The 26396-nt window shown below is 55.8% G+C and carries 25 protein-coding genes; 21 read left to right on the forward strand and 4 right to left on the reverse strand.

Going from position 1 to position 26396, the window contains the following annotated elements; translation table 11 throughout:
* Window positions 1-15 precede the first annotated feature (15 nt).
* Genes AC0V6N_RS04940 through AC0V6N_RS04975 form a run of 8 tightly spaced genes read left to right on the forward strand, consistent with a single transcriptional unit; the run spans window position 16 to window position 7186 of the window.
* Window positions 16-492 carry a toxin-antitoxin system YwqK family antitoxin gene (locus AC0V6N_RS04940; protein WP_486170480.1) on the forward strand — a complete coding sequence of 159 codons (477 nt, stop codon included), beginning with the start codon at window positions 16-18 and terminating at the stop codon, window positions 490-492.
* Window positions 493-495: 3 nt separating this feature from the next.
* Window positions 496-933, forward strand: coding sequence for a hypothetical protein (locus tag AC0V6N_RS04945; protein WP_486170481.1), 438 nt, complete (start codon window positions 496-498; stop codon window positions 931-933).
* A 12-nt stretch (window positions 934-945) separates the two neighbouring features.
* Window positions 946-1773, forward strand: coding sequence for a 4-(cytidine 5'-diphospho)-2-C-methyl-D-erythritol kinase (locus AC0V6N_RS04950; RefSeq protein WP_486170482.1), 828 nt, complete (start codon window positions 946-948; stop codon window positions 1771-1773).
* Between the two features lie 10 nt (window positions 1774-1783).
* Window positions 1784-2506, forward strand: a complete 723-nt coding sequence (locus AC0V6N_RS04955; protein ID WP_486170483.1) for an N-formylglutamate amidohydrolase — start codon at window positions 1784-1786, stop codon at window positions 2504-2506.
* Between the two features lie 37 nt (window positions 2507-2543).
* Window positions 2544-4265, forward strand: a complete 1722-nt coding sequence (gene ilvD, locus AC0V6N_RS04960) for a dihydroxy-acid dehydratase (RefSeq protein ID WP_486170484.1) — start codon at window positions 2544-2546, stop codon at window positions 4263-4265.
* The gene (locus AC0V6N_RS04965; protein ID WP_486170485.1) at window positions 4246-4590 is read left to right on the forward strand and encodes a hypothetical protein; all 345 of its coding nucleotides are present in this window, start codon (window positions 4246-4248) and stop codon (window positions 4588-4590) included. Before ilvD ends, AC0V6N_RS04965 begins: the two co-directional genes overlap by 20 nt.
* Window positions 4587-5981, forward strand: coding sequence for an NAD(P)H-hydrate dehydratase (locus AC0V6N_RS04970; RefSeq protein ID WP_486170486.1), 1395 nt, complete (start codon window positions 4587-4589; stop codon window positions 5979-5981). The genes AC0V6N_RS04965 and AC0V6N_RS04970 overlap by 4 nt, the downstream gene beginning before the upstream one ends.
* Window positions 5978-7186: a class I SAM-dependent RNA methyltransferase gene (locus tag AC0V6N_RS04975; RefSeq protein ID WP_486170487.1), complete on the forward strand. Its 1209-nt coding sequence runs from the start codon at window positions 5978-5980 to the stop codon at window positions 7184-7186. The genes AC0V6N_RS04970 and AC0V6N_RS04975 overlap by 4 nt, the downstream gene beginning before the upstream one ends.
* Here the strand turns inward: AC0V6N_RS04975 and AC0V6N_RS04980 are convergent.
* The 4 genes from AC0V6N_RS04980 to AC0V6N_RS04995 form a co-directional block, all read right to left on the reverse strand.
* The gene (locus AC0V6N_RS04980; protein ID WP_486170488.1) at window positions 7183-7986 is read right to left on the reverse strand and encodes a hydrolase 1, exosortase A system-associated; all 804 of its coding nucleotides are present in this window, start codon (window positions 7984-7986) and stop codon (window positions 7183-7185) included. The genes AC0V6N_RS04975 and AC0V6N_RS04980 overlap by 4 nt on opposite strands.
* The gene (locus AC0V6N_RS04985; protein WP_486170489.1) at window positions 7983-8666 is read right to left on the reverse strand and encodes an alpha/beta hydrolase family protein; all 684 of its coding nucleotides are present in this window, start codon (window positions 8664-8666) and stop codon (window positions 7983-7985) included. Before AC0V6N_RS04985 ends, AC0V6N_RS04980 begins: the two co-directional genes overlap by 4 nt.
* Before the next feature lie 24 nt (window positions 8667-8690).
* Window positions 8691-8957 carry an acyl carrier protein gene (locus AC0V6N_RS04990; RefSeq protein ID WP_486172423.1) on the reverse strand — a complete coding sequence of 89 codons (267 nt, stop codon included), beginning with the start codon at window positions 8955-8957 and terminating at the stop codon, window positions 8691-8693.
* A 120-nt stretch (window positions 8958-9077) separates the two neighbouring features.
* On the reverse strand, window positions 9078-10097 hold the full coding sequence (locus tag AC0V6N_RS04995; protein ID WP_486170490.1) for a GNAT family N-acetyltransferase: 1020 nt from the start codon (window positions 10095-10097) through the stop codon (window positions 9078-9080).
* 27 nt (window positions 10098-10124) lie between these two features.
* On the opposite strand from AC0V6N_RS04995, the gene AC0V6N_RS05000 reads away from it, so the two are divergent.
* The 13 genes from AC0V6N_RS05000 to AC0V6N_RS05060 all read left to right on the forward strand — a co-directional run bounded on the left by AC0V6N_RS05000 (window position 10125) and on the right by AC0V6N_RS05060 (window position 26388).
* Window positions 10125-11672, forward strand: coding sequence for an acyl-CoA ligase (AMP-forming), exosortase A system-associated (locus AC0V6N_RS05000; RefSeq protein ID WP_486170491.1), 1548 nt, complete (start codon window positions 10125-10127; stop codon window positions 11670-11672).
* Window positions 11669-12901, forward strand: a complete 1233-nt coding sequence (locus AC0V6N_RS05005; protein ID WP_486170492.1) for a pyridoxal-dependent decarboxylase, exosortase A system-associated — start codon at window positions 11669-11671, stop codon at window positions 12899-12901. The genes AC0V6N_RS05000 and AC0V6N_RS05005 overlap by 4 nt, the downstream gene beginning before the upstream one ends.
* A 173-nt stretch (window positions 12902-13074) precedes the next feature.
* On the forward strand, window positions 13075-13719 hold the full coding sequence (locus tag AC0V6N_RS05010) for an XrtA/PEP-CTERM system exopolysaccharide export protein (protein ID WP_486170493.1): 645 nt from the start codon (window positions 13075-13077) through the stop codon (window positions 13717-13719).
* 15 nt (window positions 13720-13734) lie between these two features.
* Window positions 13735-15258 carry an XrtA system polysaccharide chain length determinant gene (locus AC0V6N_RS05015; protein ID WP_486170494.1) on the forward strand — a complete coding sequence of 508 codons (1524 nt, stop codon included), beginning with the start codon at window positions 13735-13737 and terminating at the stop codon, window positions 15256-15258.
* Between the two features lie 10 nt (window positions 15259-15268).
* On the forward strand, window positions 15269-16279 hold the full coding sequence (locus AC0V6N_RS05020) for a P-loop NTPase (RefSeq protein ID WP_486170495.1): 1011 nt from the start codon (window positions 15269-15271) through the stop codon (window positions 16277-16279).
* 2 nt (window positions 16280-16281) lie between these two features.
* Window positions 16282-17898: a preprotein translocase subunit YajC gene (locus tag AC0V6N_RS05025; RefSeq protein ID WP_486170496.1), complete on the forward strand. Its 1617-nt coding sequence runs from the start codon at window positions 16282-16284 to the stop codon at window positions 17896-17898.
* 21 nt (window positions 17899-17919) lie between these two features.
* A complete protein-coding gene (locus AC0V6N_RS05030; RefSeq protein WP_486170497.1) occupies window positions 17920-19074 on the forward strand; it encodes an XrtA/PEP-CTERM system-associated ATPase in 1155 nt (384 codons plus the stop codon).
* A gap of 2 nt (window positions 19075-19076) precedes the next feature.
* On the forward strand, window positions 19077-20003 hold the full coding sequence (locus AC0V6N_RS05035) for an XrtA system polysaccharide deacetylase (RefSeq protein WP_486170498.1): 927 nt from the start codon (window positions 19077-19079) through the stop codon (window positions 20001-20003).
* Entirely contained in the window at window positions 20000-21061 is a 1062-nt protein-coding gene (locus tag AC0V6N_RS05040) for a FemAB family XrtA/PEP-CTERM system-associated protein (protein WP_486170499.1), read from the forward strand. Before AC0V6N_RS05035 ends, AC0V6N_RS05040 begins: the two co-directional genes overlap by 4 nt.
* A 14-nt stretch (window positions 21062-21075) precedes the next feature.
* Window positions 21076-22302: a TIGR03087 family PEP-CTERM/XrtA system glycosyltransferase gene (locus tag AC0V6N_RS05045; protein WP_486170500.1), complete on the forward strand. Its 1227-nt coding sequence runs from the start codon at window positions 21076-21078 to the stop codon at window positions 22300-22302.
* A complete protein-coding gene (xrtA, locus tag AC0V6N_RS05050; RefSeq protein WP_486170501.1) occupies window positions 22292-23323 on the forward strand; it encodes an exosortase A in 1032 nt (343 codons plus the stop codon). The genes AC0V6N_RS05045 and xrtA overlap by 11 nt, the downstream gene beginning before the upstream one ends.
* Window positions 23324-23337: 14 nt before the next feature.
* Entirely contained in the window at window positions 23338-25236 is a 1899-nt protein-coding gene (locus AC0V6N_RS05055; RefSeq protein ID WP_486170502.1) for an XrtA/PEP-CTERM system amidotransferase, read from the forward strand.
* Between the two features lie 222 nt (window positions 25237-25458).
* Window positions 25459-26388: a crotonase/enoyl-CoA hydratase family protein gene (locus AC0V6N_RS05060; protein WP_486170503.1), complete on the forward strand. Its 930-nt coding sequence runs from the start codon at window positions 25459-25461 to the stop codon at window positions 26386-26388.
* Window positions 26389-26396: the final 8 nt, after the last annotated feature.

Below are 26396 nucleotides of genomic sequence, written 5' to 3' on the forward strand. Positions count from 1 at the left end.
GAGGAGTAGAGTTTGATGGGTTTAGAAGCATCGAGCCACTCTCGGATCAACATCGAGTTGCTTTCTTTTGACTGCGACCTCGCGTTACTTGATTCTCGTCCGTTTACGGGTGTTGTTTTCGAGAGTTCGCCGAATGGGTCGCTCGTGTTTGAGGGGGGCTACAGTGACGGCCTTCCCGAAGGCGCACAGCGCTACTGGTATGTGAACGGCCAAATTGAATCATACTCAATTGCCAAACGTGGAAATGGTTCTAGCGAGATTTGGGTCTGGTATCCCGAAGGTAAGAAGCGATCATATGCCAGCTACGGCGATGATCTACGGCCGCTAATTTCCAAAGGTTGGTCTGAGGACGGAGCGCAAGTTGATCCCTTAAGCTTGCCTCCAGTGAACCAAGGTGATGTTATGATTGAGTACCAAAGAAGAGCGCAAAAGCTCTTGGATGCTGGCGTAGCTCCCTTGAGAACGGACTTTGATCCGACTGATACGTTCTAAGAGATGACAATCGTCGAAACCGCCTACGCCACCCTCAACCTCGCGCTGCATGTTGGCAAGCGCCAGAACGATGGCTTCTTCGCGACCGAGCAGGCGGGTGATCCGGTATTCTTCGAGCACTTGTTCTGGTTTCTTGGGCATCCTGCGGTTTGGTTTACGTTACTCGCTTGGGCGCTATGCGTTGCAGGTGCATTCAAACTGGGCCGGTTGATCAAGGGGCGATACGGAGCGAAGTGGCTGGGTGCCTATGCGCTATGTATTCTTGCACTCTTGGCCGTGTATGCCTCGGTGCTGAAGTCAACTTATGATGTGTTTGCTCAAGGTGCCGCTTTTTCGAATGATCTGGTACTGCTCTCGTGGATGAGCTTGGCGGTGAACATATTGGCGCTTGGGTCAGCAGTATGGATTGTCACCGACCTTGTGCGGCGGAAAAAAGGCTGACAAGCCAAACAAATGCTCACCGAAACCGCTTACGCCAAAATCAACCTCGCGCTGCATGTTCGCAGGCGACGCGAGGATGGGTATCACGAGCTTGAGACTTTGTTCGCCTTCGTCGATGCGGGGGATGTGCTCACCGCAAAGGTCGCTGATAAAGACCGGGTGAACACTGTCGGCGAGTTTGCGGGTGGGATCGACAATCCCTTCGATAACCTTGTGGGAAAGGCGCTTTCGGTTCTTCCGCGCTCTGAGGCGTTGCAGATCACGCTTCAAAAGAACCTACCTGTCGCCGCAGGGCTGGGGGGAGGGTCCGCTGATGCCGGAGCCGTTTGCCGGCTGATCGAACGCCTCTATAGCCTTCCTGATGATTGGCAGGAACGTGCGGCGAAGCTTGGCGCGGATGTTCCATCCTGTGTGCGCAGCGAAATGGTGCTAGGGCGGGGCACGGGCACTGAGCTTGAACCAGTAGAGAACAATCTCGCAGGCACTCCCGTCCTTCTGGTGAACCCACGCGAACCCCTGGCAACAGGCCCGGTGTTCAATGCTTGGGACGGACAAGATCGAGGCGGGCTTCCCGAAGCCGAGGGCGGCAAAATTTCCAACGCGCGACATATAGCGCTGAACGGGCGCAATGATCTTACTGAGGCTGCGATTTCACTCGTACCCTCCATTGCGGAGGTACTTCATCAACTAAAGCAACACGACGCGTGGCTCACCCGCATGTCAGGATCAGGTGCAACATGCTTCGCGCTCTATCAAACTCTCGAAGCGCGCGACGCCGCTGCTGAGCGCATGGCGAAGCAGTACCCCAATTGGTGGACCTTGAGCGGGTGTTTGCGCTAGGCCTGCGGGCGTGATTGACAACATCCCTTACAAACAGATCGGTACGCCCACACCCGGAGGGATCGTGTGCGTCGCTGATCATGCGTCGAACTTTGTGCCAGCAGACGTAGCGCTCGGCGTGCCCGCGTATCTCCTAAATGAGCACATTGCGGTCGATATCGGGGTGAAAGGCATCGCGACCAACATGGCGCGCCGTCACAACATCCCAGCACACCTTGCTGAGGTCAGCCGCCTAGTGGTCGACCTCCACCGCGAAGAGGATCACCCCAGCGTCGTCCCGATGGAAAGTGATGGGCATCTGGTGCCGGGCAATATTGGCGCGGATGTCGAGGGGCGCTTAGGGCGCTTCTACAGGCCCTATCATGCAGCTTTGGAATCGTGGCTTCATGCAGCTGAACCCAAACTCATCCTTTCGCTTCACAGCTTCACACCCAGGCTCGAAACGAGTGATGATGAGCGCCCTTGGGAAGTGGCTTTGCTTTACAATGAGGATAACCGCGCCGCGCGCCATGCGATCCGATTGTTTAGCGAACAAGGGCTGGATGTGGGCGAGAATGAACCTTATTCGGGCAGGCAGCTCAATGCGACCATGAACCGCCACGCAGAGGCGCATGGCCGCTATTATTGCGCGATTGAGATCCGTCAGGACCTGATTGCAACGCGGGCTGACCAAGCGCGTTGGGCGATCATGGTTGCTGACATTGCGGGAAGGGTTGCACTGGCGCTCGACTAGCGGCAGAGCGGGGCGGAACCCGCTTGAGAGTAACAAAATGTCTTCTGCATTCGATAAAACGAAACTTCCTAGTCGCCACGTCTCAGTCGGCCCAGAGCGCGCTCCGCACCGATCCTATTATTACGCGATGGGGATGACTGAGGAAGAAATCGCCCAGCCATTCGTAGCGGTTGCCAGCGCTGGCAACGATTCTGCACCGTGCAACACCACGCTCGACCCTCAGGCTGACATTTGCCGCGAAGGGGTGATTGCCGGGGGAGGGACGCCGCGCCGCTTCAACACCATTACTGTCACCGATGGTATTGCGATGGGCCATCAGGGCATGAAAAGCTCGCTCGTAAGCCGCGAAGTGATTGCGGATTCGGTTGAGCTATCGGTGCGCGGCCATTGCTATGACGCGCTTGTGGGCTTTGCAGGGTGCGACAAGAGCTTGCCGGGCATGATGATGGCGATGCTTCGCCTGAATGTACCCAGCATCTTTGTTTATGGCGGTTCGATCTTGCCGGGCACTTATAAAGGCGAAGATGTAACGGTCGTCGACGTGTTTGAGGCAGTCGGCCAACACGCCGCGGGTAATTGCCCATTGCAGGAGCTGATTGCGCTGGAAAAGGTCGCTTGCCCAGGCCACGGCGCTTGTGGCGGCCAGTTTACTGCGAACACAATGGCTTGCGTGGGTGAAGCGATTGGTTTGTCGCTGCCAAACAGCAACATGTCGCCCGCACCCTACAAATCACGTGAAGAGATTGCGCGCGCTGCGGGTTCGCAGATCATGGAGCTGCTCAAGCTTAACCTGCGACCGCGCGACATTTGCACGCGCGAAGCTTTTGAGAATGCGGCACGGGTTGTCGCTGCCACGGGTGGATCGACGAATGCAGCATTACATCTTCCCGCCATGGCAAGCGAGGCGGGTATTGATTTCGACTTGTTCGATGTCGCAGAGATTTTCAAATCGACTCCCTACATCGCTGATCTAAAGCCTGGCGGAAAGTATGTCGCGAAGGACATGCATGAGGCTGGCGGTGTCTACATGGGCATGAAGACGCTGCTTGATGGCGGTTTCCTCGATCCCAACCCCATGACTGTCACCGGCAAGACATTGGGCGAGAATATCGAAGAGATTACATGGAACCCGGATCAAAAAGTCTTCTACGACGTGAAAACGCCGATCACTCCAACAGGCGGCGTTGTTGGCCTTAAAGGATCAATGGCGCCCGATGGAGCAATCGTGAAGGTCGCTGGCATGGAGCGACTACAATTTACCGGTCCAGCGCGAGTGTTTGACCGCGAAGAGGACGCTTTTGCAGCCGTTGAGCAGCGCGATATCGCCGAAGGAAGCGTCATCGTCATCCGATATGAAGGCCCCAAAGGCGGCCCGGGAATGCGCGAAATGCTCTCCACTACGGCGGCACTTTACGGGCAGGGCATGGGGGAGAAGGTCGCTCTTATCACTGACGGCCGTTTCTCTGGCGCGACGCGCGGTTTCTGCATTGGCCATGTCGGGCCAGAGGCTGCGGAATGCGGCCCCATCGCTTTGGTCGAAGACGGCGATGAGATCGCGATTGACGCCGTGGCTGGCACGATTGATCTGAATGTGAGCGCAGACGTGCTCGAAGAGCGCCGCAAAGCATGGGTTCCGCGCACCAACGATTATCAATCAGGCGCGCTCTATCGCTACTCTCAAACCGTTGGCTCAGCGCGGCAAGGCGCGCTCACTCATCCGGGAGCAAAGGCTGAAACTCATGTTTTTGCGGATATCTAGTCTCGCACTGCTGGCCGGTGTATTAGCCGCTTGTGGTTCTGCCACGCAAACGCCTGAACCTGAAGGTGAGATGATCGAATGCGCGATTGGTGCAGGCTCTGAATTCTCCTCCGTCTGCACGCTTGAGGAAGTTTCTGAGACCGAATTTATCATCCGTCACCCCGATGGCGGTTTTCGGCGCTTTAGCAAAGAAGATGGGATCACGGTTCAGGACGGCGCGAGCAACGTTTCAGTCTTGGGCGGTACGTCGGACGGGATAGATGCGGTAGAAGTAGATGCAGACCGATATCGTATCCCTGCGGCGCCTGACCGTAGCGCGGAATGACGCACGCTCAAATTCTCACGGCCAATCAGATGCGCGCTGCCGAACAAGCGCTGTTTGACGCTGGAACGAGCGAAACTGAATTGATGGAAATTGCAGCAGGGGGTGCTGCTGAATGGGTCCGGCGTATTGCGGCAGGGCGCAACGTCACGGTGCTGTGCGGGCCGGGCAATAATGGCGGCGATGGTTATGTGATTGCGCGGCGTCTGCGCGAAGCGGGCAATGCAGTGCAAGTGGTTGCTCCCACTGAACCGAAGACCGAAGCGGCGAAAAACGTACTCCGATCATGGGCCGGACCAGTACTCACCTCTGGCGGAGCAGTTGACGGCGATTTGTTTGTCGACTGTTTATTCGGAACAGGCCTCACCCGTCCTTTATCTGGCGAACATGCTTTGTTGCTACGAGACTTGGCGGACCGTCACAATATCTCAATCGCGGTAGACTTGCCTTCTGGAATAGCCAGTGACAGCGGTGATCTCTTGAATGAGAGGCTTCCTCAATTTGACGTTACCTTGGCTATTGGTGCGTGGAAGTTTGCCCATTGCTGTTTGCCGGCGCGAGGTAAAATCGGCACAAAACGATTGGTTCCAATAGGCGTTTCACCAATTGACGGAGCCGCTCAATTGCTGGCGCGGCCTGTCATCCAAGTGCCACCATCAGACAGCCACAAATACAAGCGCGGCCTTGCGGTGATCGTTGCAGGGGCAATGCCCGGCGCGCCGCGTCTATCCGCCGAGGCTGCTTCAAGGGCTGGGGCAGGCTATGTAAAGGTCCTTGGCGCGGATGAGGTAGGACTTTCGATGAATCCCGCGCTGGTGGTGGATGCAAGGCCTCTCTCCCAGTCGCTATCGGATGATCGAATAGCGGCAGGATTGATCGGCCCGGGGCTGGGGCGCGATGATCAAGCTGAAGCCAAGCTGCGGGAGGCATTGGCGTATTTGCACAGCTTGGTCCTCGACGCGGATGCTTTGATGTTGCTTAAACCATCAATGCTGAGCAAAGAGCACGAAGTCCTCGCCACTCCGCATGATGGTGAGCTTGAGGCTTTGTGCCGCAGCTTTTCGGTCATCGCTGACGGGCGAAAGGATCGCGCGCTTGTCTTGGCGAGAGCATCGCAAATGGTGATACTGGCCAAGGGGCCCGACACATTTATCGCAGCGCCTGATGGCCGCTTGATGGTCGCCAGCCCCGCGCCAACGTGGCTCTCAACCGCCGGGAGTGGCGATGTACTGGCAGGCATTGCATTCAGCAGAATGGCGAATGGAAGCAAGCCCTTTGAAGCGGCATGCGAGGCTGTTTGGCTGCATGGCGAAGCTGCGCGAGTTCTTGGCCCTGCCTTCACCCCACTTGAGCTTGCTCATGCGGTATCTAAGGCCATGGAGCGCTGTCTGTGAGCGAGGCAGAGCAAATCGTAAGGCTCGCCGCCAAAGGTGACGGTGTAACTGCATCAGGTCGGCATGTTGCCATGTCTGTCACGGATGACACGGTTGGCATTGATGGCGATGTCACGCACGGGCCGCATCACATCGAACCGGAATGTTCTCACTTTGGGAAATGCGGTGGTTGCCAACTGCAGCACGCCGATGAGGCAGTGCTGAGCGATTTTGTGCGTGGGCGCGTCGTCAATGCAGCAAAGGGGCAAGGCGTTGAAACTGAGGAGCTACTAGCGGAACACCTGTCTCCTCCGGGATCGCGTCGCCGCGTAACTTTGCATGGCCTGCGCACCAAAAAAGGCGCGCTTATCGGTTTTCGTGAGGCGGGATCACACAGGATCGTGGACCTGAAACACTGCCCAGTCATGCGGCCTGAATTGTTCAAGTTGGTCGAGCCCATGCGCAAAATTCTGGCTCAGCATGGCCCAAAAGGCGGTGTCGATTTCTCGCTGGCACTCTGTGATCAGGGTGTGGATGTGGGCTTCAAAAATTTCCCGCTCGATGGATTGGGGCCAACAGAAGCAACACTCGATTTCGCGCGCAAACATAGCCTTGCGCGGCTGAGCATTGATCAAGGTTTCGGCGGGGAGTCAGTGTGGGAGCCTGAACCGGTAACAGTGACTTTGGGCGGGGTGCCGGTAGAAATGCCAGTGGGCGCGTTCTTGCAGGCTACAATGGATGCTGAAAAGCTGATGGTGGATCAAGCCAATGAATGGCTTGGGAGTTCCCGGATTCTTGCTGATCTTTTCTCTGGGCTTGGAACTTTCGCATTTGGCCTTGCTCAAAATGGACCAGACGGGCGCAAAGTGCTTGCAGTAGAGGCCGATCAGGCGGCGCACCTTGCCTGCAAGGCAGCGGCTGCGCGCACGGGTGGCAAGGTACTTACGATCCATCGCGACCTGTTTCGCAATCCGGTGACATCGGCGGAAATTGGCAAATTCGACACAGCTTTGCTTGATCCCCCACGTGCAGGCGCAAGAGCTCAGATTGCGCAAATTGCTGAAAGCACGCTCACGCGCTGTGTTTATGTTAGCTGCAACCCATCAAGCTGGGCGAGGGACGCGGCTGTTTTGGTAGAGGCAGGCTTTAAGCTCACAAAACTACGTCCAATTGGGCAGTTTCGCTGGTCAACGCATGTTGAGCTGATCAGTCTCTTCGAACGTTAGGATCGCAGGGCTTTGAGGATTTGCGCCTCAAGCCATTCGCGATGCTCAGGTTCAACATATGCGTGGCCGGCACCTTCGCACTTTGCACAATGGCTGTCCTCAAATTCCCAAGCAGCCTCAAACAATTGCGCTGTGCGATCTTGATCTGCGAGCAGGAAGTGCACGGGACCAGCAAAACTTGCCAGACCGTCGCGCATTTCCTCAACAAGGGTTGAGCTTGGCGGGGAGCTACGCATTGAGGTGGCGAGACCTCGCACCAACTTTCCCAAGTTCACGCCGCCTCTTAGCAATCGCCAGATTTCGCGCGGATCTTTGAGCCGTTCCGCATAGCGCGCCCGGATGGCGTCTGGGGCATGAATGGGTTCGGCGTCCGTTGTCGCCTCTCCACCATCGAGTGTCCATGGGTTAGAAAGGATCAATCCGTCAAAAGTGTCACCGCCCGCCAACATCAATGCAGAAGCCGCATCACAATTGCCAAATGCGAATATCCGGTCGGTTTGCGGGGCGAGGGCTCGGAAGGCCTCAAGGGCGGCATGAATATCGCTCTTGCTAGATCGAAACCCACGATTTTCACCTTCACTGTCGCCGATGCCGCGGCGGTCAAATCGGAAAACGGGAAAGCCTTTGCTAGCGACTTTTGCGGCCAGTTGAGATTGGCCGGAAAAGGCGCCCGAGCGCAGTTCGTTACCACCGCTAACGATGAGAAGCCCGGTTGTCCCGGGCGCCTGGTCAAGTGTTCCGGCGAGCTTTAGTCTGCCGCAGCCGAATTCGAGTTGGAGGCGATTGGTCGAGCGCTTCATGTGCCTTGCGCCCATTCGCCGGCAATCAGCCTAGCGATTGCTTGTGCTTGGTCAGCATCTTCTCCAGCTTCTGCTCGCATCCACAATGCAGCTCCACCGATATCCTTTTGGGCAATTGCTAGCTGATTATCGCGCATTATGGGCACGGCTTTCTCAAGTTCAGTGATCATCGCACCGCTGAGTTGCCATCCGGCAAGCATAAGACCAACGCTGCGGCCTGTTTCGAGCAAGGCCTCGGAAATTTCCTGCTGCCCCGCCTCGCGTGCGGCAAGAATTCTCGCTCTCACCATATTGCGCAGCAACTTCGCGCCTGATTGCGCCGCATATTGCCACCCGGGAAGTGTCGACGGCGCGATCAATGCACCGGCACGAATTGAAAGTACGTGTGTCGCAGAAAACTGATCTGCGGCGGCTTTAAGCGCGTCTTGCCATGAACCAAGCGTTTGCTCCTCAAGCGGCTCAACACTTTCATTGCAGCCAGGCAGATCAGGTAGAAAGCTGTCCCATCCAGCCTCATGCAGCAGTCGCATGATCTGGACGGTTTGCCGCCGCATCTTGTTTGCTTCGTCGAACAGCGCAGGCACAACCAGCAATCGGTGCTCTCGTTGCTCGTCAAAGGCGAAAAGCAACTCTTCGCTTGTTTGGCTATCGGGTAGCGGTGCTTGCCAAGTTGCAATCATCAAATGAGCGTTTTCAAAAACGGCTCACAGTTCGCTTAACTTGCGTTCCGCAAAACCCAGCAAACCGCCATAGGTTTCAAGCATTTCGCCATCGACGTCGTCATCTTCGATTATGATGTCGAGGCGGTCTTCCATCTCCGTGAGCAATCCGGCCACAGCCATTGAATCGAGTTCGGGTAAGTGTCCAAAGAGCCCGCTATCTGGATCAAGCGCGTCGGCATCCTCAGCATCCAATCCCAGCACATCTGCCAAGATTGATTTTATCTCGGTGTCGAGTGCAGCGCGGCTCATTGGCAAGCTCGCCCCTGAGTCTTCGTTGATCTCAGTCGAATTCTCGCCAGCATTTTGCTCGGATATCGGCGATGTGCTCATTGAATACAGATCCCTGTCACACAAGTCAGGCGTGCGCCCTTAACGCTGCGGCGGGATGCGCGCAAGTTCGGGAGGGTTTGCATCTCTAAGGCGGCGCGCCTTCATTCGCGCCAAATGCCACCAACCGCGCGGCTGCCGCATATCAATGCAGTCGATGCGATAGCGAGGGCGAACAGCGTTCATCCAGTCCGCTTTGTAGCTTTGGTCGCCGGTGCCGAAATCCACCAAATGCACCTGGTCCTGGTCGATCACATGCTCGAATAGCGCCGCAGAAAGGGTGGTGCCTGCGGAAAGGTGTTTCGAGCTTTCCAGATGAGCCAGTTTGTGGATGTAGGCTTGGCCATTTTCGACCGTCCAGCACTGCGCCGCGACGGGCTGATCTTCGTGCCACGCCATGCCGAAACGCAGCCGACCTGTTGCACCTTCAGCCTTTGCAAACTTGCGCAGCATGGCAGGGTGATCTTCTTCTGGTTTCCAACTCGCGGCGTAGATTGCCTCGTAGTGCTCCCATAGTGCTGCATCGAATTGCGTTAGGACCTTGGTCTCAACCTTTTTCGCCTTTCGTTTGAGCGTAGTGCGCAAGGGACCGGGGCGCGATGCCCAGTATTGGGCGAATGTCTCGCCGTTAAGTTCTAGAATATGATTGGTGTCGCACAGTGTGACCTCAACCCGCCAACCCGCCTTGCGGAAGGCATCTGCCAGACGCGTGGCGGAATTGTCTTCATCCGGAACCGGTTCGAGAATGACCCTCGGCGCGCGGTCTTTTAGCTTTCTGGCGATTTCGCAAAGCAGCCTGTCGCCTTGCGTGCCTTCGGGTGCGAGCTGGCGCCATGTAAAGCTGTACCAATTGCGCAATGGCATGATGACGCCAGAATTCTCGGTGAGTGCAAGTGCTGCTTTAACGTTTCCGTCACTGGCACTCGCAATCAGCGGCGTCAGTCCCGCCCCAGAGAGCAGCTGATACCACTCAGCCCGATCGAACGGCGAAGGCGCGCACAGACCCGTTGCAAACAGGTCTTGCAAGACGTTAACCCTGTCGTGATACCGCGCTTCGATCACTTGAAGATTTGCTCCATTGGTGAACTGATGTCCAAACTGCCTGATCCCACGCCTTACCCGCTAGACCAATTGGTCGAGCGAGCGCACGCGCTCGGGTTCGGTGAGGCACCTGCATTGGTGCTTCGGGATGAGGTGCTTAACCACGATGAGTTAAGACTGCGTGTGGATCGTTTGGCGGGATGGTTGGCCGAGAAAGTGCCAGAAAAGGGAGCTCGTGTTGCAAGCTGGGCTGCAAAGGGCGAGCTGACATGCCTTCTGCCCCTTGCCGCTGCGCGGGCGGGACTTGCGCATGTGCCCATAAATCCCCTGCTGAAACGCGGGCAGGCAGCGCATATCCTTGCGGATAGTGGCTCTGTTCTATTGCTTGGAACAGCGACGAGGCTCAAATCCCTGGAAGAGAGTGATTTGCCAACCGGCTGCGAAGCATTTGATGAGAAGTCTGCGCTGTTGGAGGTAGAGGCCGCCGGTCTGAGCCATGGGCCATCGAAAGCCGATCCCGATGAGCTTTGCGCGATCCTTTACACTAGCGGTTCTACCGGTCGACCAAAGGGTGTGATGCTGAGCCATGCAAATTTGTGGCTCGGTGCAGTAAGTGTCGCGCATTACCTCAATTTGGCGAGCGATGATGTTACCTTGGCCGTGCTCCCGCTTTCCTTCGATTATGGCCAAAATCAGCTGCTTTCGACGTGGTACGCGGGTGGCAGCGTAGTCCCAATAGATTTTCTGTTTCCCAAAGACGTGGCGAAGGCTTGTGCCAAACATGGTGTAACGACATTGGCGGCTGTCCCGCCGCTGTGGGTGCAATTAACCGAAGTGGAATGGTCGGACGATTCCAGTTCGTCGCTGCGACGGCTCACAAATAGTGGCGGTGCGTTGACCATTGAGTTGGTTGAGGGCTTGCAAACGGCATTTCCTACAGCTGATCTTTTTCCCATGTATGGGCTGACAGAGGCGTTTCGTTCGACATATCTTGATCCTGCTCTGGTTGAAAAGCATCCGACTTCAATGGGCAAGGCTATCCCTTTTGCGGAAATTCTCGTGATTGATGATGAAGGCGACGTGGCTGGACCGGATGAAGAAGGGGAGCTTGTTCATTGTGGGCCGTTGGTGGCGCATGGCTATTGGCGGGACCCCGAACGCACAAAGCAACGCTTCAAACCCTCGCCACCAGAGTCTGAATATGGCGGCACAGCGGTTTGGTCTGGTGACCGTGTGAAACGTGCCAACAATGGGCTACTATATTTTGTCGGCAGGCGCGATGCGATGATAAAAAGTGCGGGGAACAGAATTAGCCCGCAAGAGATCGAAGAGGCAGCCATTGCAAGCGATATTGTGCTCGAAGCGGTGGCGCTTGGTATTCCCGATGAACGGCTTGGTCATGCTGTGCATTTGGTGGTGCGAGGAAGCCCTGATAGTGCTGAACAAGCCAAACTTCCCAAGATTTTATTGAAAGAACTTCCAAACTTTATGCAACCTCAGGCAATCCATTGGCGCGAGGCGATGCCTCTTAATCCCAATGGTAAGATTGATCGCACGCGGCTCTACCGTGAATTGGTTGAGCAGGTGCAGCCATGAAGACCAAAGCTTTAGGGACAATCCCGGCAGGTTACAGCTCCATCAAAGGCGAGCTTGCAATTGGTGGTCAAAAAGTGGGCGACCTTGTGGCGACTGCAGGGCGCACTCCGCTGTTCGTCTATTCGCGTGCGCATTTAGACACGCGCATGGCCGATTTACGCGCAGCTCTCCCCGAACGAATTGGCATCAATTATGCCGTGAAGGCCAATCCTCATCCCGAAGTAATTTCGCACATGGGACGCATGGTCGATGGGTTTGACATAGCGTCTTCCGGGGAACTGGCGATGTTGGAGAAGGCAAACATCGATATGACCCGCGTCAGCTTTGCAGGGCCGGGAAAGCGCGATGACGAGCTGGAGGCAGCGATAAGATCCGATGTGACCTTGAACTGCGAGTCCGAAGGCGAGGCTGAGCGTGCCCTGTCCATAGGTCAGCGCGTGGGAAAAGCCCCGCTTATGGCAATTCGGGTGAACCCGGATTTCGAACTCAAAGGCTCCGGCATGAAGATGGGCGGAGGGGCGAAACCGTTTGGTCTTGATGCAGAACGCGTGCCAAGCCTTGCCCGTACCCTCATAAACGAAGGCGCTGAATGGCGCGGGCTGCATATTTTTACAGGCTCACAAGCGCTGAGTGCCGATGCCATCATAGAGGCGCAAGGTAACGTACTGAAGTTAGCGGCAAAGCTTGCGGATGAAGTGGGCGAGGCTTTGCCTAAACTCAATATGGGCGGCGGTTTCGGTATTCCCTATTTTCCAGGTGACGAACCGCTTGATCTGGGCGCAGTTGGCAGTGCGCTTCATGAATTCCTTGCAGATTGCCCTGCGCCATTAGAACATAGCGATTTGTGTTTGGAGCTGGGGCGCTATCTTGTCGGCGAGGCGGGCGTCTATCTGTGCCGCGTGATTGATAAAAAGGTCAGCCACGGCGTGACCTATCTCGTCACCGATGGTGGATTGCATCACCAACTGGCGGCCTCGGGCAATTTTGGCACTGTCGTCAGACGAAACTACCCGGTGGCAATTGCGTCTCGCTACGACAATGAACCGAGTGAAGTGGTTAATGTTGTCGGGTGTCTTTGCACGCCGCTTGATCGTTTGGCCGACTATGCTCTGCTACCCGAGGCTAAGGTGGGTGATGTTGTTGCCGTGTTTTGTGCCGGTGCCTACGGTGCAAGCGCTTCGCCCGCGGCGTTTCTAGGGCATGGACCGGCAGCTGAAGCAATCGTTTAAGGTTGGCTAAGGCACTGTCCCGAAACGGGATAGGTACGGAATTGCCCCGGTATCACTAACAATATGTTCACCATTATCAGCGACAAGTTCCGGGTCATTCGCGAACCCGGATGTGTAGGTAGCTCCTGCAAACGTGGTCCTGGTTCGCTCAGCCGGCCAAGGATACGTATCAAATGCCCTTTTCAATGTCTCTCCCTCACGCGGTGGGAATTGCTTTAGCTACAGCCACACTTGCGGGTTGTAGCGCCGGGCCAAGCGCTCAGCTGCCCCCTGCAACAGTGAGCACTTCTCCCGAAGCACCGACTGATGACTATGTTCTTGGGCCGCTTGATCAGATTACCATCCATGTTTGGCGGAACCCTGAGCTAAGCGCGGAAGAGATACAGGTCCGCCCTGACGGCCGGATAACGATTCCGCTTGTTCGCGACCTTGTGGCAGTTGGGAAGACTCCCTCACAGCTGGAAGAAGACATCACAGAGCGGCTCTCGCAATACATTGAGCAGCCAATCGTCTCGGTAATTGTCAATGAATTCAATGGGGCACTGCCTCAGCAGATTCGTATTACTGGCGCTGGCGCTCAGCCTGCAGCGCTTCCTTATCGCACCGGCATGACCGCTCTTGATGCAATGATTGCAGTGGGTGGTCTGGGCGAATTTGCTGCAGGCAATCGCGCAACTTTGACCCGGTACAATGAAGAGACAGGCAAAAATCAGGAATATCGGCTGCGTCTCAAAGACCTTCTGAATAAAGGCGATGCTAGCGCGAACGTAGCGCTGCGTCCCGGTGACACAATCTCCATTCCGGAGAGCCGTTTCTAAGGCGCACTGGCAGATATGAACGAAATTTTCGAAGAACTGCGTACAGCGCTCTATTCGGTCTGGCATCGCCGCTGGATCGCGCTTGGCGTTGCGTGGGCAGTATGTTTGCTGGGTTGGCTGGTCGTTGCGCTGATCCCCAACACCTACGAATCAAAGGCACGTATTTTCGTCGACGTAGATGACGTGTTGTCGGAACAGCTTGGTTATGCTGGCGACGGCGAAGAAGAGATAATGAAGGTTCGCCAGACACTACTCAGCTCTGAGAATCTTTCAAAGGTGATCACGTCGACCAAGCTGGGTGACGGTATTTCTGGTCGTAGTCAGCTCGAAGCAGCAATTGCCGATCTTGGCGAAGATGTGCGGATCGAAAGCGAGGCAGACAGCCTGTTTTCGATCACCGCTGAGGTTGGCTCACGTGGGCTAAGCGATTCCGAGAATGCAGTATTGGCGCGGAACGTGGTTCAAAAACTGCTCGACATCTTCCGTGAGGAACACATTTCGGGCAACCGAGCTGATATTGGCAGTGCGATTGCCGAACTGAACGATCAGCTCGAAGAGCGCAGAGTTGAACTTGAGGAGGCGGAACAGCGCCGTATTGCGTTTGAAACCCAGTACCCTGATCTTATCGGTGGGTCTGATACGCTCTCCACAAGGGTTCAGCAGTCACGCACGGAGCTGCGCGATATCGATGCAGACCTGGCTGCAGCGCAGGGCGCTTTGGCAAATATCAGCGGGCAATTGGCCAGCACCCCTCGGACTATTCTGAGTGGGGCAGATGCGGTGGGTCCGCAAGCGTCACTGCTTCAGGCTCAATCGCAATTGGCTGAACTGCGCGGTCGCGGACTGACCGAACAGCATCCTGATGTGATCGCAACCAAGCGTCAGGTTGAAATTCTCACACGCCAAGTTGCCGCAGCTGGACCACAAGCGACCACTGGTACGCCTAACCCTGCATACACACAGCTTTTGGGGCAGCGGGCTGATCGTCAGGCCACCATCGATTCGCTCAATGTGCGTCGTGCCGCGATCCAATCTACTTTGGCGTCGTTGGTCGCCAGTCAGGCATCTGAACCTGCGGTCGCCGCAGAAGCAAACCGCATCGCGCGAGACTACGATGTTTTGCAGACAAACTATCAGAAACTGCTGGAAGAGCGCGAGCAATTGCGCACGCGCGGTAATGTGGTTGATGAAACGAGCCAGTTCAAATTCGATTTAGTCGATCCGCCTGTCGTTCCTCAGAAACCAGCGGCACCCAACCGGCCACTCTTGCTGATTGGCGTACTCTTTGTCGGCATAGCAGCCGGAGCGGGTGCTGCATGGGCTCTTGGTCAATTGCGTTCAAGCTACGCGACCGCAAATAAGCTTGAACGCTCGATGGGGCTCCCTGTGATTGGATCAATATCATTGACCGTTTCAGATGCCGCTCGGGAGTTGAGAGCTAAGCGCTTTAAGCAATTTGCTGGCGCGACCGCTGGTCTGTTCGGAATCCTTGTCATCTTGTTGGCGATCGAGATCGTCTCCGTCGGAACGATTGCGTGAGGAGCCAGCGATGAACGATCATAGCAAAATATCGCGCAAGAACGCCGAACCCGGTTCACTATTTGAACGGGCTGATGCGGCATTTGGGTTGGAGAATTTGGGCACCGCTAAGGTTCCCAAAAATCTCCCTGCTGGAAAGCGACCTGCCGCGCGGCGGCCCAAGCCAGATCCTAAGGTAGCACCGAAAGCTCCAGTCGCTGCTCCGGTCGCGGTGGCCACAGCACAAACCACGCATTCGGTGCCTGAGAGCTATCAACCCGCGCCAGAACCCAAAGAAGATCGCGCCGTACAACTATGCGGCCCACGTATCGAGATTGACCGTGACTATCTGCACGATGCAGGCTTGATCATTCCAGAAGACCCAGTGACAGGCCTCTTGGAGGAGTTCCGCATCGTAAAGCGCGAGCTGCTTGCAGATGCACGTGCAGCCGAAGAAGCCGACTCGCGACGAATACTCGTTTGCTCTCCGCATCCCGGAGAAGGCAAAACCTATTGCGCAACCAACCTCGCAATCGCTTTGGCTGCCGAACGCGATATCGAAGTTGTTCTGGTCGATGCCGATGTAATCAACCCTTCAATCGCCCGACGCTTGGGTCTTGAACCGGCAGAGGGCCTAATGGACGCGCTGGTCGATCGGACGATACGCCCTGAGAATCTCGTCTCGCCAACGGACATTGATGGCCTATTCATACTGCAAGCGGGCACGAGTACCGCGCGAGACGCTGAGCATTTGACAAGCGCTCGGACTGGAGAGGTGCTTGATCGCCTCACGCGTGGTGCGCCTAATCGCTTCATCATTTTTGACACTCCTCCAGCACTTGCAGCGTCGCCCGCTGCTGAGCTCGCCGCCCATGTAGGTCAGGCGTTGCTGGTGGTGCGTGCCGACCAAACGGGCCGTGCGGCTCTCGACGATGCGCGTCAGCTGCTTTCGGCCTGCCCCGATATCAAACTGCTGCTCAATGCAGCTCAATTCAGCCCGTCAGGCCGCCGCTTTGGCGACTATGGCGAAAGGGAGGAATGACAATGCGCTTCTATAGAGAAACGCTAATTTGTGGAATTGCAGCCTTTGCGGCTGTAACACCTGCGCAAGCACAAGATGCTGACAGCGCCCGCACGACCACCGTGCAGCCTTACATTGAAGTGAGCCAAGTGCTCTCTGCTGAACTGTCTCCAGGCGATGAAGTGCTAACCTTCACTCAGGTCGCGGCCGGTGTGGATATGAACGTGCAAGGGCGCAGCAGCGGAGCCTCGGTATCGGTCCGCTATGAGCGTAACATTGGCTATGGCGATGACAGCGTCGACACAGACACGGTAAGCGGCATTGCCCGCGGTTATCTCGCAGTCATCCCGAATGCGGTAAACTTCGAAGCTGGCGCATTGGCAAGCCGGACACGCGTAGATGGCGGTGGGGCAGTATCACCCAATCCCTTGGTAAGCGCCGATGCGACGAGCCAAGTTTACTCTGTGTATGCAGGGCCAACGATCGCGACGCGCGCAGGCGCCGTCGACATCACAGGTCAAGCCAGCGTCGGGTACAACCGGTTTGAGACGAACAATGCCATCGTCAATGCAAACGGCGACCCTATTGATGTTTTCGACGATAGTGTTGCCTATCGCGGTCAGCTTACCGCTGGCACGCGCGCAGGCGATCCGCTTCCGATTGGTGTCGCTGTAACGGCAGGTGGCTATCAAGAAGATATATCAAACCTCGACCAGCGCGTGCGCGATGTATTCGTGCGCGGTGATGTCACTTTGCCGGTCAGCGATACGCTCGCTCTGGTGGGTGGCGTTGGTTATGAGGATGTCGAGGTTTCCAGCCGCGATGCGGTTCGCGATGTGAACGGTGATCCAGTAATTGGCGCTGATGGGCGTCTGATCACGGACAGCGCTACACCGCGATTGGTAGCATTCGACGTTGACGGATTGCTTTGGGACGTGGGTGTTATGTGGCGTCCAAGTTCACGCACCGAACTCGTTGCCCGTGTGGGCGAGCGCTACGACAGCACGACCTATTACGGCAGCTTCACTTACGTCCCGAGCGAGCGCAGCGCACTGAACGTCTCTGTCTATGACAATCTGTCTGGTTATGGCGGCGCTCTTGGCAATGCCCTTTCGCAAGTTGGCAGTGACTTTACAGCTTTACGGAACCCGGTGACGGGTGATTTCGGTGGATTGCTAACTGGCGGCGGCGAAGGCTCTGGCCTGGTCAATTCGCTCGGCTCAATCCGCTCTTCTGCCTTCCGCAATCGCGGTGTTTCGGCAAGCTATCAGCGCCAGATTGGCCGTCTCAATGCTGCATTTGGCGCCGGATATGATCGCCGGACCTTTATCGCTGCTGCTGGAAGTGCGCTTGAGAGCGTCGATGGGCTTGAGGATGAAAGCTACTACATCACCGCCGGCCTTGTCCGTGACATTGGCCGCACGGGCAGCATTCAGGCCAACGCCTATGCGACTTGGTTCGATGCGGGCGAAGCCAATGGCGACCTGACCGCTTACGGCGCATCCGCTGCCTATAACCGCAGCCTCACAAGCCGCCTGTCGGCCCGTGCCGCCCTGGCGGTCGACTACTTCGATAGCGATTTCACTGCCGAAGACTTCGCCACTGCCACTGCGCTGCTTGGCCTGCGTTACAACTTCTGATCGAAAAAGAGCTCACTTGCTATGTATGATCAATATTACGGATTAAGCGGACGGCCGTTTCAGCTTACGCCCGATCCCGATTTTTACTTTGAGAGCGCGAGCCACAAGAAAGCGATGAGCTATCTTGGCTACGGTCTCAATCAGAGTGAAGGCTTTATCGTCATCACTGGCGAAGTTGGCGCGGGTAAATCTACGCTGGTCGCACACCTAATGGAGCGGATTGATCCAGAAGCGCTGACAGTCGCTCAGGTTGTGACGAGTGCGCTCGATGGCGAAGAGCTAATTCATGTCGTCGCTCAAGCTTTTGGCCTGCCAGTTGAGGGCCACGACAAAGCAGGCGCTCTAGGCGCAATCGAAGCCTTCCTACAGGATGAAGCACGGGCAGGGCGGCGATGCTTGCTGATCGTTGACGAATGCCAGAACCTCGAATTCACCGCGCTTGAAGAACTGCGTATGCTTTCAAACTTCCAATTGGGATCACACCCCCTTTTGCAAAGCTTGTTGCTAGGCCAACCGCAATTCCGCCGGACACTTGCGCATCACCCTGATCTCGAGCAGTTGCGTCAGCGCATCATAGCTTCGCACCACCTCGAAGCGCTCAATGCTGATGAGGTCGAAGACTACGTCCAACACCGCCTAAGGCATGTCGGATGGGATGGTCGTCCGATATTCGAAGATGGCCTGCTCGACGCGCTGTACGGCGCGACTGCTGGTATCCCCCGCCGTGTAAACCAAGTCATGAACCGCATGCTGTTGCTCGGTGCAATCGAAGAGCGGGATGCAGTTGGTCACGAGATGCTAGATGCCGTTATTGCTGAGATGCAGGCAGATCAATCACGCGGTGCAAAGGATGAACCGAGCCCGCTGAGCATTGAGCCTGTCGCAGCCGCGCCCGCATCGCAAAATGATATCGACAGCGTTCCAGCCACGGAGGTTGCCGCCCTGCTGGCTGAGCGTGATGAGCGGACGGCGGAACTCGAAGCTGCGATCTCTGAACTGCAAGCCGCAGGGGCAAAGCCCAGTGGCTCTGGTGCAGAAGAGCAGGATGACCCTGAGGTGTCTGATGCTCTTGTGCGCATAGAAGAGCGGCTAGAAGAGCAAGAGCGCTCATTCCGTCATGTGCTCACGATGCTGATCGAGTGGCTTGAGGATGATCCGTCGCGCGAGGCGGCCTGACAATGAATGCTCAGAGTTCCATCCCGGTCCCTGATGCACGATCCAAAAAAGCAATCGTCAACGGCCTGTCGGTCGATGTTGAGGATTGGTTTCAAGTCGGGGCATTTGAGAATGTCATCAAGCGCACCGATTGGGAAGCGATTGATATGCGTGTCGAAGGAAATGTCCTGCGTATTCTTGACCTGTTCGCTGAAGCGCAAGTTTCGGCGACATTCTTCACGCTTGGATGGGTGGCCAAGCGCCATCAAAAGCTAATTCGTCGCATTGTCGATGCTGGGCATGAGGTGGCGAGCCATGGCTTTGACCATGCGCGTGTTTTCACTTTCGACAGGCGCGAGTTTGCACAAGACATCAAGCTTGCCCGAGAGATCCTCGAAGATTGCTCTGGACAAAAAATAACCGGATATCGCGCTCCGAGTTTCTCGATCGATCAGCGCACGCCTTGGGCTTTTGAAGAGCTGGCTGAACAAGGATATGATTATTCGTCCAGCGTCGCTCCTATAGCGCATGATCATTATGGCTGGCCTGAGGCACCGCGTTTCGCTTTCAAACCGCTTGCCTCATCTGAGCTGATCGAAATCCCCGTTACGACGGCAAAGCTGGGCAGTAAGCGATTGGCGGCTGGAGGCGGGGGGTTCTTCCGTGTTCTGCCCTATGCCTTTTCGCGTTGGGCGATTCGTCAGGTCAATCAGACTGACGAGCGACCAGCAGTGTTCTACTTCCACCCGTGGGAAGTGGATCCCGATCAGCCGCGCGTCGCGAATGCGCCGATGCGCTCCAAGCTGCGCCACTACACAAATCTTGGCAGAATGGCCGGTAAACTTGGCGAATTGGTGCGCGAATTTGAATGGGGAAGGATGGACGCGCTTGCTCGGGAGCAGCGACTCCGTGCGGTCGCCTTTCACCAGTTAGAGCGCGAACTGGTATGAACGCGCCAGTTGCCATGAAATCGAAAGTGAGCATCGCCTCACTTGCTGACGCTGCGACTTGCGCGTCGATTGAAGAGTTCGTGCGCGAGCAAGGCGGTAGCGTGTTTCACATGCCGCAATGGCTCAAGGCAGTTGAGGCAGGGACGGGACAGCGCGCCACTGGCGTGATTACTGAACAGATGGGCGTTGTGAACGGTTGGCTCCCCCTGACTGAGGTTCGCTCACATCTATTTGGACAAATACTAGTCTCCAGCGGGTTCGGTGTTGGTGGCGGCATCCTTGCAGATTGCTCCGATGTTGCAGCGCAACTCGCAAAAGCTGCTCAAGAATATGCCACAAGACATGGCTATTCGAGTGTTGAGCTTCGCGGTGGCTTGATCCCCGATGGGTGGCATTCTTGGGACAACAAGCATTGCGGTTTCGAACGTGATCTCGCCGCAGATGATGAAGCGGAGCTCATTGCAATCCCGCGCAAAGCGCGAGCCGAAGTCCGCAAAGCGCTTAAAAACGATCTTTCGGTCAAAGTAGGGCGTGAGGGATCAGACCTCGCGGCGCACTATGCGGTTTACAGCGAAAGCGTACGCAACCTAGGCACGCCCGTTTTCCCTAAGCGCTTATTCAGCGCGATGCTGGATGCATTCCCCGATGCAAGCGATATTCTTACCGTGCTCAAGGATGATGCGCCGATTGCGAGTGTGTTTTCCTTCTATCACAATGGGGCTGTATTGCCGTTCTGGGGCGGCGGTACTTTCGCTGCGCGCGCAGCCCGTGCCAATGAGCGGATGTATTACGAGCTGATGCTTCACGCCCGTCGCAAAGGGATGGAGCGCTTCGACTTTGGCCGTTCGAAGACGGGCAGCGGGCCTTATAATTTCAAGAAGAATTGGGGCTTTGAACCGCAGCCGCTGCAATATGGCGAGTGGACAGCACCTTGCAGCAAGCCGCGCGACATTGACCCAACTAGCCAAGCATATTCGCGCAAGATTGAGCTTTGGAAAAAGCTTCCTTTGCCGCTCGCCAATTTTGTTGGGCCTTTCATCGCCCGTGATCTTGCCTGAGGTGCGACTAGGTCATGCAAGAAATCCTCTTTTTAGCGCATCGCGTGCCCTTTCCTCCCAACCGTGGAGACAAAATTCGCAGCGCCAACCTGCTGACAAAGCTCGCGAAAATCGCACCGGTTCATGTAGGTTGCTTCGCGGAATCTGCAGAGGATCGAGCAGGTGCATCGACCTTGATTGATCTTGCGAAGTCTCATCGCATATTCAATCGGGCGAAACCCCTACTTTGGGCAGGTGCGGAAGCGGTGCTGACTGGCAAACCTGTGAGCCTTACCGCGTTCCACAATTCGCGTTTTGCCGAATGGGTGCGCGATACGGTTGCCGAACGCAAGATCGGAACGATCGTGATTTTTTCAGGTCAAATGGGGCAATACATCCCTGAAGATTTTAAGGGCCGCGTGATCATTGATCTTTGCGACGTGGATAGCGCAAAGTTTGAAAGCTATGCCGCCGCTGGGACGCGTGTCTGGCTGAACAAAAGGGAAGGGCGGCTACTCGCTCGCGCAGAAGAGCACCTTGCTGGCCGGGCAGATGCGACGATCTTGATCAGCGATGCGGAGGCCGAACTTTTTGTGTCGCGCTTGCGATCTCCGTCGGTGGCAAATGTGCAGGTTATCGGCAATGGTATTGATGCAGTCGCATTTGACCCCGACAAAGTGACGGCTGAACCGCGTTTAGTTTCGCGTAAGGGACCGCATTTCGTTTTTACTGGTCAGATGGATTATCCACCCAACGAGGCTGCATGCCTTTGGGCAATTGAGCACTTCTTGCCGCATATCCGCGCTTCGATGCCCGCTTCCGAACTCCATGTAGTGGGACGCAACCCGACCTCTGCTCTGCTTGCCAAACGTGGAGTTGAGGGATTGAGCGTATGGGGCGAGGTGCCTGATGTTCGCCCTTATCTAGCGGCTGCCGACTGTGTGATTGCACCTCTGATGATTGCGCGCGGTGTTCAGAATAAGGTTCTAGAGGCAATGGCTATGGCTCGCCCGGTGATGCTTACACCGAATGCTGCGACGGGGATTGCGGCTAATGATAGTGAGCATTGGTTACTGTGCGATGCTGATGCTGAGGCGATGTGTGATCGCGCTGTCGAGTTGTTCAAAAATCCCGATACGGCCTTTGATATCGGCAGTGCTGCGCGCCAGTTTGTGCTTACCCATCATGTTTGGAACGCAATGCTCCAACCGCTTGATGACCTGATTACTGGAAAGCGCAAGGAGGCTAGAAATGCCGCCTGAGGCTGTGTCATCTGATTGGCGTACAAGCGGCGCATTCTCTCGAATTCCTGAGGTGTGGCGAGAAACGCTGCTGACGCTCATAATCGGGGCCTTGGCCGTTATGGTTATGGCCGCACGAGAATGGGGCGAGATGCTGCACCAATGGTGGAACGTCGATACCTACACTCACATCCTTTTGGTGCCGATTATTCTGTTTTGGCTGGTTGCAGCAAAAGCAGGTGAGCTTGCGAAGATTAGCCCAAGAGCATGGTCGCCAGGACTGGCGATTGTTGCTGCGGGGATTGGTCTTTGGTGTCTTGGCAGAGCAACCGGGCTAAACATTATCGCCCATGCTGGCGCGGTCGGTGCGTTACAAGGTGTAGTAGTTGCAACGCTTGGCCCGCGTGCTTCGCTAGTGATCGCTTTGCCGCTTTGCTTTGCGGCTTTTCTAGTGCCTTTCGGCGATGAGTTCATCCCTCAACTCCAATCCATCACCGCAGATATTGCAGTGGCTTTGACGCTGTGGAGTGGCATTCCGGCAGTCATAGATGGCATTTATATCGACACACCGGTTGGCCTGTTTATCGTGGCGGAGGCCTGTTCCGGCGTGAAGTTCCTTGTTGCCATGTTCACACTGGCAGTCCTCGTTTGCTTCACTCAGTTTGAAAGCTGGCGGCGGCGCGCTGCATTCATGCTCGCATCAATTGTCGTTCCAATTATCGCAAACGGTGTTCGAGCTTGGGGAACGATCTACATTGCTCAAAGCCAAGGCGTCGAATTCGCTGCAGGTTTTGATCACATATTCTACGGTTGGATTTTCTTTGCCGTCGTTGTCGCGATTGTTCTTGGCGCTGCATGGCGGTTCTTCGAGCGTGAACCTGAGGACTATGGTTGGAAAACAGCACAAGTCGCAGAATTTCTTTGGCTTCATAAGGTCGAGACCGGTTCAATATCTGGAATTGTGGCCATTGCTGGCATTGTTGGCCTTGCAATCTTGGGCGGGACCATCGCCACGATTGTCGGCCCCGCTTCCGTGAGCTAACGCCAGCATCGACTATGTGTGGGATCGCGGGAATTTTTCATGCTGAAACGCCAAAGCCAGTAGACCCCTTGCGGGTCGAACGGATGTGCGACGCGTTGGTTCACCGTGGACCTGACGGTTCAGGCGTTTGGACAGATCACGGCATCGGACTGGGCCATCGCCGCCTTTCAATCATTGATCTCGAAGGTTCACCGCAGCCAATGCATTCGGTCGATGGCCGCGCGGTGATCGCTTTCAATGGTGAGATATACAATTATCGTGAGCTTCGCCGCGAACTAGAGAAGGGTGGCGCAAGGTTTCGCACATCAGGTGATACTGAGGTAATCCTTGCCGCATGGCAGCGATGGGGCGTCGATTGCTTGGACAAACTCCATGGCATGTTCGCTTTTGCGCTTTACGACATAGAAAATCGGCAACTGTTCCTGGCGCGCGATCGGTTTGGCGTGAAGCCATTGTTTATGGCTGAGCTCTCGGATGGCAGCTTAGCCTTTGCTTCCGAGTTAAAGGGGCTTCTGGCACATCCCTTGATGCGGCGGCGCGTCAATCCTCATGCAGTCGATGCCTATCTGACATGGGGATACGTTCCTGACAGTCATTCGATCCTTTCTGGTGTTCGCAAGCTTCCCGCTGCCCACTTCATGCTGCTTGAACAAGGCAAACCGGTGCCATCGCCGCGCAGGTGGTGGGATATCAGTTTTGCTGAGCGCGCATCCGGATCAGAGGCCGACCTTTCGGCGGAACTTGTGCATTTGATGCGCGAGGCGGTGCAATCGCGGATGGTTTCAGATGTGCCGCTTGGCGCGTTTTTGTCTGGTGGGGTCGACAGCTCAAGTGTTGTTGCATTGATGAGTGAGGCCAGTGCGGAGCCTGTGCGCACATGCTCAATCGGCTTCGATGTCTCTGCGTTCGATGAAACCACCTACGCAGAAAAGATCGCAGACCAGTTCAGCACCTCGCATGATGCGCGCACAGTTAGTGAGGATGACTTTTCCGCCATCGAGCAACTCGCTGGCATGTTTGACGAACCATTCGCCGATGCTTCCGCGCTCGCAACTTGGCGAGTGTGTCAGTTGGCGCGTGAGAAAGTCACTGTTGCGCTATCGGGCGACGGCGCGGATGAAGCCTTTGCAGGCTATCGACGCCAGGTGTTCCATCACAATGAAGAACGTGTGAGATCATTGTTGCCAGCGGGATTGCGCGAACCGCTTTTTGGTACGCTGGGGCGGTTTTGGCCGAAAGCGGACTGGGCACCGCGGCCGCTGCGTGCAAAAGCAACTTTGCTCGCGCTCGCTGAAAATGGGGAGGCGGGATATGCGCGTGGCCTATCAGTCGCGTCCGCCCATGCAAGAGCGGCACTTTATTCGAGCAATTTCTCAGCAAGACTTAGTGGGTATCAGGCTGAGGATGAACTGATCAAACTAATGTCAGAGGCGCCGGGGCGCAGCGGTCTTGACCGGGCGCAATATGCCGATCTTTCCTTTTGGCTTCCTGGTGACATCCTAACCAAAGTGGATCGCACCAGTATGGCGGTAAGCTTGGAAGCGCGTGAACCGCTGCTGGATCACCGTCTTGTCGAGTTTGCCGCGCGCCTGCCGGAAAAGATGCGGGTCAGGGGCTCCACCGGCAAGTACCTGCTAAAGAAGTGTATGGAGCGCTATTTGCCCAATGACATCCTTTACCGGCCTAAGCAGGGCTTTGTTACGCCAATCGCAAGCTGGTTGCGCGGTCCATTGAGTGACCAGACGCGAGCCATTGCATCCAGCTCTGTGCTTGCGCGGACGGGTTGGTTCGATGCCGGCAGTCTTGCGAGATTGGCTGATGATCACATTGCTGGTCGCAGCGATAACTCGCGACTTCTTTGGCAGATGCTGATGCTGCAAAAATCACTCGAGCGGCTCGATGTTACTGAGTGATAGCCAGATCAGCCGCATTTAGTTCGCGTATGCTGACGTAGGGCTTTGTGTTTACGATGTTTTGCCCCGTATTGAGACTCTAGGCCCCGGAAAAGCGCAAATATCAATTTGCAAACACTTGTATCATGAGACTAGTATTTGTTCGTAACCAGCCAAAAAGGCGGTACGTGTTACTCTACGGTAAGTTCGCGGAGTGGCAGGGTCGAACTGGAGATATTAGTTATGGATAGCAGCGCGGGCCGAGCGATGCCTTTGTTAAGCGAGGACGAATTGCTCGCTGAGAGCGCTCTCCACTCAGCTATTCCCGAGCAGCTTTATTCATTACAAGAGCTGGATGTGTTGTACGAAGACCGCTCAGCGGCGCTTTGGACTTATATGAATCCAGAAGGCCGGCCAAGTTTTACTCCGGCCATGCTCAAAGACTTCGAGCGATGGCAAGACCTGATCCAGCATGGGTTTGGGCCCGACAGAGTACCACTTAAATACTTAGTTCTGGGTAGTCGGTCGCCTGATGTGTTTTGCTTCGGTGGTGATTTGGACTTGTTCCAGAGGTTGATCCGGGACCGAGACCGCACTGCGTTGGTGGAATATGGACACCGCTGTTGCAGGATTTTGCATCGCAATATTCGCACACTCGAGATTCCGATGCTTACGGTGGGACTGGTTCAAGGATCGGCGCTTGGCGGCGGGTTCGAGGCCCTGCTTTCGTTCGATTATATCGTCGCTGAGAAGCAATCGACTTTTGGTCTGCCAGAAATAATGTTTGGGCTATATCCAGGGATGGGTGCTCATGCTTTGCTGTCACGCAAGCTTGGAAGTGCGATGGCGGATCGCATAATCGTCTCAAACGAAACTTATTCTGCTGAGCAAATGTATGATTTAGGTATCGTGCATCATTTGGCGGAGCCGGGCGACGGCGTAAATGCGGTGCGTGATTTCATTAAGAAATCAGACCGCCGCCATGCCGGTCTTGTCGGTTCGCGTCGCGCCATGAAGCGGGTTTGGCAGCTTGAGCTCGAAGAACTGAACCGTATTACAGAAATGTGGGCAGACACTGCACTTGAGCTGCGAGAGCAAGACTTGAAGGTGATGAACCGGCTCGTGTCTGCACAACGAAGGCTGGCTGATCAGATCGCATCTGCCGCCGCTTGAGCGTTACT

The sequence above is a fragment of the Erythrobacter sp. S57(2025) genome (genome assembly GCF_057365055.1).

Excerpts from the sequence above, each read along its gene's own strand:
- AC0V6N_RS04940 (WP_486170480.1), top strand. The coding sequence starts at position 16 with ATGGGTTTAGAAGCATCGAGCCACTCTCGGATCAACATCGAGTTGCTT.
- AC0V6N_RS04945 (WP_486170481.1), top strand. The coding sequence starts at position 496 with ATGACAATCGTCGAAACCGCCTACGCCACCCTCAACCTCGCGCTGCAT.
- AC0V6N_RS04950 (WP_486170482.1), top strand. The coding sequence starts at position 946 with ATGCTCACCGAAACCGCTTACGCCAAAATCAACCTCGCGCTGCATGTT.
- ilvD (WP_486170484.1), top strand. The coding sequence starts at position 2,544 with ATGTCTTCTGCATTCGATAAAACGAAACTTCCTAGTCGCCACGTCTCA.
- AC0V6N_RS04965 (WP_486170485.1), top strand. The coding sequence starts at position 4,246 with ATGTTTTTGCGGATATCTAGTCTCGCACTGCTGGCCGGTGTATTAGCC.
- AC0V6N_RS04970 (WP_486170486.1), top strand. The coding sequence starts at position 4,587 with ATGACGCACGCTCAAATTCTCACGGCCAATCAGATGCGCGCTGCCGAA.
- AC0V6N_RS04980 (WP_486170488.1), bottom strand. The coding sequence starts at position 7,986 with ATGAAGCGCTCGACCAATCGCCTCCAACTCGAATTCGGCTGCGGCAGA.
- AC0V6N_RS04985 (WP_486170489.1), bottom strand. The coding sequence starts at position 8,666 with ATGATTGCAACTTGGCAAGCACCGCTACCCGATAGCCAAACAAGCGAA.
- AC0V6N_RS04990 (WP_486172423.1), bottom strand. The coding sequence starts at position 8,957 with ATGAGCCGCGCTGCACTCGACACCGAGATAAAATCAATCTTGGCAGAT.
- AC0V6N_RS05000 (WP_486170491.1), top strand. The coding sequence starts at position 10,125 with ATGTCCAAACTGCCTGATCCCACGCCTTACCCGCTAGACCAATTGGTC.
- AC0V6N_RS05005 (WP_486170492.1), top strand. The coding sequence starts at position 11,669 with ATGAAGACCAAAGCTTTAGGGACAATCCCGGCAGGTTACAGCTCCATC.
- AC0V6N_RS05010 (WP_486170493.1), top strand. The coding sequence starts at position 13,075 with ATGCCCTTTTCAATGTCTCTCCCTCACGCGGTGGGAATTGCTTTAGCT.
- AC0V6N_RS05015 (WP_486170494.1), top strand. The coding sequence starts at position 13,735 with ATGAACGAAATTTTCGAAGAACTGCGTACAGCGCTCTATTCGGTCTGG.
- AC0V6N_RS05020 (WP_486170495.1), top strand. The coding sequence starts at position 15,269 with ATGAACGATCATAGCAAAATATCGCGCAAGAACGCCGAACCCGGTTCA.
- AC0V6N_RS05025 (WP_486170496.1), top strand. The coding sequence starts at position 16,282 with ATGCGCTTCTATAGAGAAACGCTAATTTGTGGAATTGCAGCCTTTGCG.
- AC0V6N_RS05030 (WP_486170497.1), top strand. The coding sequence starts at position 17,920 with ATGTATGATCAATATTACGGATTAAGCGGACGGCCGTTTCAGCTTACG.
- AC0V6N_RS05035 (WP_486170498.1), top strand. The coding sequence starts at position 19,077 with ATGAATGCTCAGAGTTCCATCCCGGTCCCTGATGCACGATCCAAAAAA.
- AC0V6N_RS05040 (WP_486170499.1), top strand. The coding sequence starts at position 20,000 with ATGAACGCGCCAGTTGCCATGAAATCGAAAGTGAGCATCGCCTCACTT.
- AC0V6N_RS05045 (WP_486170500.1), top strand. The coding sequence starts at position 21,076 with ATGCAAGAAATCCTCTTTTTAGCGCATCGCGTGCCCTTTCCTCCCAAC.
- xrtA (WP_486170501.1), top strand. The coding sequence starts at position 22,292 with ATGCCGCCTGAGGCTGTGTCATCTGATTGGCGTACAAGCGGCGCATTC.
- AC0V6N_RS05055 (WP_486170502.1), top strand. The coding sequence starts at position 23,338 with ATGTGTGGGATCGCGGGAATTTTTCATGCTGAAACGCCAAAGCCAGTA.
- AC0V6N_RS05060 (WP_486170503.1), top strand. The coding sequence starts at position 25,459 with ATGGATAGCAGCGCGGGCCGAGCGATGCCTTTGTTAAGCGAGGACGAA.